Consider the following 7,720-nt stretch of genomic DNA (forward strand, 5'->3'; position numbering starts at 1 on the left):
AGTTTTAATTATTATTGGAGATATTTACTGCAAATTTTTTATTCTTTTTTAAGAAAAAATTGTACAAAGCAAAAAGCTCTTCAGCAAAATTCTTGACGCCAGTTAGTTCTTATGCTATTATATTTATTGCAGTCAACAAAATTATATAAAAATTTGCCCTCATCGTCTAGGGGTCCAGGACACCAGGTTTTCATCCTGGCGGCAGGGGTTCGAATCCCCTTGAGGGTACCATTTTGAATCTAAGACAGCCAATTGGCTGTCTTTTTTGTTTATGCTCGTTTATGTTTGTTTATGTACACGCACCGTGAACCTGTCAGTTTTTGTCGATTAGCTGACAGTAGAAAAATTCTATGTTATAATTTATAATAAATATTCTCAATTTTAAATATATTTAATTAAAATCTGGAGGGATAGAATGAAAATATCAGCCGACAAGCATATCTATTCAATGTCTGCCCACAATAAGGAGGCTGCCAGCTGTCAGCCAGGTGAAACAGTAATTTTTGAGACACAGGACTGTTTTAGTAATCAGATTCAAAGTGAGGAAGTACTTTTTGAGTCGACAGACTGGGAGACAATTAATCCAGCAACTGGACCTCTAAAAATTGAAGGTGCTGAACCTGGAGACACACTGAAAATAGAAATCAAAAAAATCAAAGTAAAGGATCAGGGAGTTATGATTACCTCTCCGGAAATGGGATTTCTGGAAGAATTTATTACTGATTCGGAGACTAAAATTATTCCTATCGAAAATAATAAGGCTATTTTTAACGAAAAAATTAATATTGATCTCGATCCAATGATTGGAGTAATTGGTACTTCACCTGGCAAAGACGAGAAAGCTGTTCCCTGTGGTACACCAGCCTCCCATGGAGGAAATATGGACACCAAAGTAATTAAGGAAAATGCAATTCTTTATCTTCCGGTTAGAGTTCCTGGAGCAATGCTGGCAATAGGAGATCTGCATGCAGCCATGGGTGATGGCGAAGTTGTTGTAACAGGTATTGAAATTGCTGGTGAAGTTACTGTCAAAGTTGATCTAATAAAAAATAAGGAATTAAGTGATCCAATAGTTGAAACTGAACCAGCTTTTTATACTATTGCTTCGGGTACAGATCTGGATGCCGCTGCCAAAAAAGCGAGCAACAATATGTTTCAATTTTTGAACGAAAGACTTCCACTGAGTAATAATGAGCTTGCAATGCTGATGAGTATTATTTGTGATCTCCAGATTAGTCAGGTTGTTGATCCTCAAAAAACTGCCCGCATGAGAGTAGAAAAAAGGGTGTTAGAAAAATATGGTTTAAAGTATTAATTACAATTTTTATAATTTAAACAATGGCTGGCTTTTTTAGGTCAGCCTTTATTATTGCCGAAAAGCTAGCAAGCTCAAATTTCAGCTATTTGTCATTATTTTTTAGTTCTGATATAATTCAGATAGCATTTAATTTTAAGGGGTTTTAATCATGTACATAATCTATAATTTATTACTTGTTTTAATTTTCATAATCTATTCTCCTATCTTAATCTATAAAGAGCTTACTAATACAAACAAAAAAAATACCAAAGAACTTTTTGGCTTTTATGCAAATAAAATAAAAAGTCTAGCCACCAATAATAAAGTCATCTGGATTCACGCAGTTTCTGTCGGGGAAACTGTGGCCGCCAGTCCTGTTGTAAAAGAACTAAAAAAAGAACTACCCGAATACAAATTAATTTTTTCTACTACCACTTATACCGGCCAGAATATGGCCCACAAAATCATTGAGGATGCTGATGCTATAGTCTATTTTCCCTTTGATCTACCGTTTGCTGTTAATAAGGCTTTAAATATAATTAATCCTGATCTGATTATGATTATTGAAACTGAACTCTGGCCAAACTTTATCAAGATTGCAAACAAGCGAGGGCATAAAATAATCTATGCCAATGGTAGAATAAGTGATAGTAGTTACAAAAAATATAATTATTTAGGCTCAATTATGCCGGATATGCTTAATAATATTGACTGTCTGGCCATGCAGTCTGAACAGGATAAAAATAGAGTTATAGAACTTGGAGCTAATGAAAAAAAAGTATTTAACCTGGGAAATACAAAATTTGATCAGAATTATTCTCTAATTTCTGAAAACAAAAAAGAAAAATATCGAAAATTGTTTAAAATAAATAAAGATAATTTAGTTTTTGTTGCTGGTAGTACTCATCCTGATGAAGAAAAACATTTAATCCAGATTTATCAAGAGCTAAAAAAGGAATTTCCTAATTTATATTTTATTGTTGCTCCCCGTGATATTGAAAGAGCAGCTGAAATCAATGAAATTTTTAAAACAAATAATATTGATGCTGTAAAAAAAACAGAGCTTAAGAATAACAATTCTAAAAAAATTGAAGCTCTTATTTTAAATACTATCGGGGAACTGGCACAAATATACAGTATTGCTGATCTAGTTTTTGTAGGAGGCAGTATGATGGGAAAAGGGGGGCATAATGTACTGGAGCCTGCCGCCCAGGGAAAACTGGTGTTTTTCGGTCCGGATATGTCTAATTTTAAAGACAGCAGGGATCTTTTAATTAAAAATGATGCCGGAATACAGGTAAATACCTGGCAGAGTTTAAAAAAAGAACTTAATTATTATTTAAATAATAAAAACAATTTAAAGAACAGGGGAGAAAAAGCCAGAAAAGTAATTCTAAATAATAGAGGTGCTTCTAAAAGAATTCTTAACCATACTTTAAAAATAATCAAACAGAAAAGCTGTCAGCATCAAGACTGACAGCTTATAAGTTATATATTAGCTATTTTCAAAAATAACTTTTTTCTACATTATTCGCTTTCATAGTCGTCATCCTGATTACTGCCGCTGTCATCATCTTCTCCATGTTCTTCTGATTCATTATCCTGATTATCATAGTCTTCTGTCTCATTACCTTCATTATGATGTTCTCCACTTTCATTCTGATAATTATTTTTCTCATCTTCAAAAGATTTTAATATTTTACCAGTATCTGCATCAATACTTACCTCATGATTTCCATTTGAATCAGTAAATTCTACTTCAAAAAATGTTTTACCATTTTCCAATTCTTTGTCAACTGATTTAACCTGGGCATTAGTATATTTCTCTTTTACAACCTTAATAGCCTTTTCCATATTAAAAATATTAGATTTCTGATCAGCTGCCTGAACCCTATTTTCGGATAAAGTAAATATACCTCCCACAAAACCAAAAACAAATACAGCTAACATTGATGTTGCTATTATTTTCTTCAACATATTTTTCATCCTTTCCTTTTTTTAATTTCTTTTTTACTACAATTTCATTTTATACTTTAAAAATTAAACAAATGTTAATTATAGATTAAAGTATTTTAATATTCATATTGATTTTTAGTCAGCGACTTCTGCAGCACCTGCATCCTTTTCTATCTTAAAATTAAGAGTTTTATAGCCTTTCACATGCAGATAAACATCAAAAATCAAACCATTAGTTGAACTTCCATATAATCCATTCATATTTGCAGAATAATGATCTTTAGCAATTTTATTGTCAAAATGAAGAGTTAATTCACTTTCTGCAGCAATTTCTGAATTAAGTTTCTGATAATACGATTCTTCGGCACCTGTTTTTTTATCAGTTATTGTATAATAGAGTTCTATATTGCTCAAAGATTTTTTCCCTTTATTTAATAATGTTATTTGCAGATGGTCAGGAAGATCCGAATGATTAGTATCAAAATTATCTTCTACCCTTGCATCCTTTACCCTTATTTGTAAATCTCGGCTGCCGCTTTCTTTAATAGGATTACTCAATTGAACAGGATTATTATCATCTTTATCATTCATTCCATCACCATCACTATCAGCAGCATAAGGATTAGTTCCATATACTTTTTCTACATCATTGGGAATTCCATCTTTATCACTGTCCAAATTATTTCCAGCCGCATATATTTTACTAGCACCTCCAAAAAAAACTATTAATGCTGCTAATAATAGCAAAGTCAATGTGAGCCAATTACTCTTTTTTACTTTCATCATAATCTTTTACCTCCATAGTTATTATTTTTAACTTTTTAATATATTATCTATTTAAAGATTTTCTCTGCGCAAAAAAACCAGATAAGACAGCATACTTAAAATTATATTAGGCACTAATAAACCTGCCAGATTTAGCCACTTTAGATTAGCTATTTCCCAGGCAGTATTATTTTTAAAACCAGGTTTAACTCCTAAGAGAGCAAAACTAATTCTTTCAAAATGTTTGGTTGGAGAAAGTTCTTCTATTCCATTTCTAAGTGTTTCATAGAATTTAAATTTATTGACTATCTGTTTCTCCTGAGCTCTGTTGAGTCCCATACTTGCGAAAAATCCACCAGGAAGTTGGTTATCCATATCCATGGTATCGCCAATTTGAGGGAATATAAAAGCAAATACAAGCCAGATAATTATTACTGTAAGCAGGGCATAGTTTTTATATGGTAGAAGCAGAGTTACAAACAAAGAAATTATAAAAAACAAGGCCATATATAAAAATGAAGCGGCAAAGAAAAAGATTAATCTTATTAAATCCGCCTGACTAAGACTAACTCCCCCCAAAGCAGTAAGAAAAATAATTGTTACAGCTGCAATAGCAAAGTTAATTAAAGCTAAGAGCAGCAGATTCCCACTCAACTTTCCATTAATAAGCTGGTCCCTATAAATTGATCTGGATAGTATCAGTTTAAATGTACCATTTTTCCTCTCTTTGCTTACTGCATAATTACCGAGGACTATTGCTAATAAAGCACCAATCATAGCAACATAATTTACAAAGCTCTTTGATACTGAGAGAGGATTAAGGCTGGGCATTGGTGGTAAATTAGTTTTACCCATTGACTTTAAAAACTCAATAGACCTATTGTACTGTGCTATCTGGGAGTGGACCTGTAAGGTCCCCAAAACTATTGATACTATGGTTAAAATAAGCAGCAAAATAAGTATGGAAAGAAAAAATTTATTATTTAAAGAATCTTTAATCTCCTTTCTAGCAATCACTATCATTTCACTCATTAAGTTCACCTCCATTTAAAATATTTATCTTCTTCCAAATCTGCGAAAATAATATATTGTTCCCATTATCATAATAATCAGCAGAATCAGGATTACCAAAAAGTAATTTGGATTCTTTTTAACAGTAATTGAGCCAATTAAAATTTTTGTCTGAGAATGCTGATTATAGGCAATTACTGAAATCTCTTTGTTAGCAGCTGCCTGTGATGAAGGAACAAATATATCCACATTAAATGATCCTTTTTCTCCAGCTTTAAGATCCATTTGTTTGGGTTTAATATTTTCTATTAACCACTTTTTCGGCAGCTCAAATTTAAGTTTAATATTTTTTAGAGTCTCTGTTCCTATGTTTCCAACTGTAACTGAAAAACTTTGATTTTCACCACTGATCAAATTCAAATCTCGAGGATAATCTGCGATTGTGAGCTGATAATCTTTATTAATTTTAATGTTAAGTGGTAGAGATTTAGTAATATTACCCTCTTTTTTCAAGACTGCCCGGAATGAAAGATGATCAGCTTTTGAGTTTTCTGGTATTTTTAATTTCAAGTCTATTTTTTTACTATTCCCTGCAGTTAAACTAAAATTGGTTTCTGAAAATGACTTATAATCCAGACTGCTGATATATTCTTTTTGAAGATTTAATATCTGAAAAGAATAATTATGTTCTCTCTGGTCATTATTTTTAATTAGAAAAGTATAATCAACCTGCTGACCCCCCGCTGCCTCTTTGCTGAGATAAATAGGACTGGTAGCAAAAGTCTGAGCTGCTGCTCCTGAACTAAATCCTGGTGCCAAGACTATCCAAATTATTAATACAGTTAATATTCTTTTCATTTAATTACCTTCTTTTAAAAAACTATTGTATGAACCAAAAAGCATAAAAAGCCCAGGAACTAGAAGATATATAATAGATCGCAGATTAAGCTTCAATAATGTAAAAAGAGAAAGTTGAGCATGTTCTGGAACTACCTGCAGAAGGTCACGACCTATATTTTTAAATTGTACTGTAGGAGAAAATATCTCTATTGTCTTAGAGATCAGTGTATCCTGCGGCATTTGATTCATGGTTTGACTTATATTATTCAGTACATAAACATAATTTTTTTGGCTTTCAGCCAGCTGTGGAATAACATAACTTACTCCCATCCAGATAATTAGCATTAATAAAAAAGCAAAAGTACTGTTTTGACTCTTGAGAGAAACAAATAATGAGGCAAGATAAAAACTTATCATATAATAAAAAGCAAAAACAAAAAAAACAGTTAAACGACTAAATTCAGCAAAATTAATATTCATTCCAGATACCACTGTAAAAAGGAAACAATTAAAAACTAAAGTTATTATTAATAAACCTGCAATTACGAATGCTCCTCCAAAAAGTTTACCATTTATCAGCTGATCTCTGTAAATTGGTCTTGAAAGTAAAAGCTTAATTGTCCCCTCCTCTCTTTCTTCACTAAAAGAATTGAACCCAAGAAATATAGCAACAATCGAGCCTATTACCGCAACATAATTTATAATATTTTTCAAAATTGATAAGGGGAATATCTTCGGCTCTGCTGGAATAGAAGTAGCTCCCTGTGATTTCAATAAGTTAACAATATCCTGATATGCTGTGATTTCAGCATTTTTGGTTGCTGACCCTATATACACTGATAGAATAGAAAGCAGAAGGAAAAGTAAAGCAACTGCAAGAAAAGCCTTATCTTTAAATGCAGTTTTTATTTCTTTAGATGCTATAGACAGTATTTTCCCCATTATTTTGATCCCCCTCAATACGGAAATATATATCCTCAAGAGATTTTTCACTACCAAATTTTTTCTTAATATTTATTAAAGAATCTGTCATCAGCAATTGCCCGTGACTTATTATTCCAATACTACTGCAGATTTTTTTCACTTCTGATAAAAGATGAGTATTTAGAAATATAGTCGTATTCCACTTATTATTTATATATAAGAGCAGATCACGGATGCTTTTGGTCCCCTGTGGATCCAAACCTGATGTTGGTTCATCTAAGAATAATATCCTGGGTTTATGCAGTAAGGCCTGAGCTATACCGATACGCTGTCTCATTCCTTTAGAAAATTCCCTGACTTTTGTATCTTTCCAGGAGTGCATCTCTAAATCCTTAAGAACCTCATTTATCCTTTTCTCAACATTTTCAACCCCAGATAAACTACCAAAAAAATAGAGATTTTCAAAAGCTGTTAAGTTGCTGTATAAGTTAACATTTTCTGGTAAATAACCAAGCATACTTCTTACTTTAAGATTATCTTTTACAACATCATAACCAGCAATCTCAGCACTTCCACTGCTTGGTCTGATTAATGAGACCAGCATAGAAATTGTTGTTGTTTTCCCTGCTCCATTATGTCCCAGGAAGCCAAATATTTCACCCTCTCCTACTTTAAAACTTAAATTATCAACAGCTGTAAAACCATCGTAATTTTTAGTTAAACTATTTATTACCAACATTTTTATCACCACTTTTTAAGATTATTATTACCTCTTGCTCTGATTTAAATTTTACAACTTAGATATTAGAGATTTATTAATTAAAAATGAGATTTTTTTAATCTTTAAAATAACAGAGATAAAAAAAGGCATCGCCCAGCTGGAGTTATCTCAGCTGAACAATGCCTTTAATAATTATCAAAAATTAT

General features: G+C 31.9%; 8 protein-coding genes and 1 tRNA gene. 3 read left to right on the plus strand and 6 right to left on the minus strand.

From position 1 onward, the window contains the following. Window positions 1-155: 155 nt before the first annotated feature. The 3 genes from CI949_RS13800 (at window position 156) to CI949_RS13810 (ending at window position 2,774) form a co-directional block, all read left to right on the plus strand. A tRNA-Glu gene (locus CI949_RS13800) sits at window positions 156-231 on the plus strand. Between the two features lie 184 nt (window positions 232-415). Continuing rightward, window positions 416-1,315 carry an acetamidase/formamidase family protein gene (locus CI949_RS13805; protein WP_076545780.1) on the plus strand — a complete coding sequence of 300 codons (900 nt, stop codon included), beginning with the start codon at window positions 416-418 and terminating at the stop codon, window positions 1,313-1,315. A 151-nt stretch (window positions 1,316-1,466) separates the two neighbouring features. Further along, window positions 1,467-2,774 carry a 3-deoxy-D-manno-octulosonic acid transferase gene (locus CI949_RS13810; RefSeq protein WP_076545779.1) on the plus strand — a complete coding sequence of 436 codons (1,308 nt, stop codon included), beginning with the start codon at window positions 1,467-1,469 and terminating at the stop codon, window positions 2,772-2,774. Between the two features lie 50 nt (window positions 2,775-2,824). Here CI949_RS13810 and CI949_RS13815 read toward each other — a convergent pair whose 3' ends face one another. The 6 genes from CI949_RS13815 to CI949_RS13840 all read right to left on the minus strand — a co-directional run bounded on the left by CI949_RS13815 (window position 2,825) and on the right by CI949_RS13840 (window position 7,532). Further along, window positions 2,825-3,274 carry a PepSY domain-containing protein gene (locus CI949_RS13815; protein WP_076545778.1) on the minus strand — a complete coding sequence of 150 codons (450 nt, stop codon included), beginning with the start codon at window positions 3,272-3,274 and terminating at the stop codon, window positions 2,825-2,827. A gap of 114 nt (window positions 3,275-3,388) precedes the next feature. Then, window positions 3,389-4,039 (minus strand): hypothetical protein, encoded by a 651-nt coding sequence (locus CI949_RS13820; protein WP_076545777.1) that lies wholly within the window; start codon window positions 4,037-4,039, stop codon window positions 3,389-3,391. 51 nt (window positions 4,040-4,090) lie between these two features. Then, the gene (locus tag CI949_RS13825; RefSeq protein ID WP_166637093.1) at window positions 4,091-5,050 is read right to left on the minus strand and encodes an ABC transporter permease; all 960 of its coding nucleotides are present in this window, start codon (window positions 5,048-5,050) and stop codon (window positions 4,091-4,093) included. Window positions 5,051-5,074: 24 nt separating this feature from the next. Continuing rightward, window positions 5,075-5,887: an NEW3 domain-containing protein gene (locus CI949_RS13830; RefSeq protein WP_076545775.1), complete on the minus strand. Its 813-nt coding sequence runs from the start codon at window positions 5,885-5,887 to the stop codon at window positions 5,075-5,077. After that, window positions 5,888-6,811: an ABC transporter permease gene (locus CI949_RS13835; RefSeq protein ID WP_076545774.1), complete on the minus strand. Its 924-nt coding sequence runs from the start codon at window positions 6,809-6,811 to the stop codon at window positions 5,888-5,890. After that, window positions 6,783-7,532, minus strand: coding sequence for an ABC transporter ATP-binding protein (locus tag CI949_RS13840; RefSeq protein ID WP_076545773.1), 750 nt, complete (start codon window positions 7,530-7,532; stop codon window positions 6,783-6,785). Before CI949_RS13840 ends, CI949_RS13835 begins: the two co-directional genes overlap by 29 nt. Window positions 7,533-7,720: the final 188 nt, after the last annotated feature.

The sequence above is a fragment of the Halanaerobium sp. genome (assembly GCF_003070835.1).

Excerpts from the sequence above, each read along its gene's own strand:
- CI949_RS13810 (WP_076545779.1), top strand. The coding sequence starts at position 1,467 with ATGTACATAATCTATAATTTATTACTTGTTTTAATTTTCATAATCTAT.
- CI949_RS13840 (WP_076545773.1), bottom strand. The coding sequence starts at position 7,532 with ATGTTGGTAATAAATAGTTTAACTAAAAATTACGATGGTTTTACAGCT.
- CI949_RS13820 (WP_076545777.1), bottom strand. The coding sequence starts at position 4,039 with ATGATGAAAGTAAAAAAGAGTAATTGGCTCACATTGACTTTGCTATTA.
- CI949_RS13815 (WP_076545778.1), bottom strand. The coding sequence starts at position 3,274 with ATGTTGAAGAAAATAATAGCAACATCAATGTTAGCTGTATTTGTTTTT.
- CI949_RS13825 (WP_166637093.1), bottom strand. The coding sequence starts at position 5,050 with ATGAGTGAAATGATAGTGATTGCTAGAAAGGAGATTAAAGATTCTTTA.
- CI949_RS13835 (WP_076545774.1), bottom strand. The coding sequence starts at position 6,811 with ATGGGGAAAATACTGTCTATAGCATCTAAAGAAATAAAAACTGCATTT.
- CI949_RS13830 (WP_076545775.1), bottom strand. The coding sequence starts at position 5,887 with ATGAAAAGAATATTAACTGTATTAATAATTTGGATAGTCTTGGCACCA.
- CI949_RS13805 (WP_076545780.1), top strand. The coding sequence starts at position 416 with ATGAAAATATCAGCCGACAAGCATATCTATTCAATGTCTGCCCACAAT.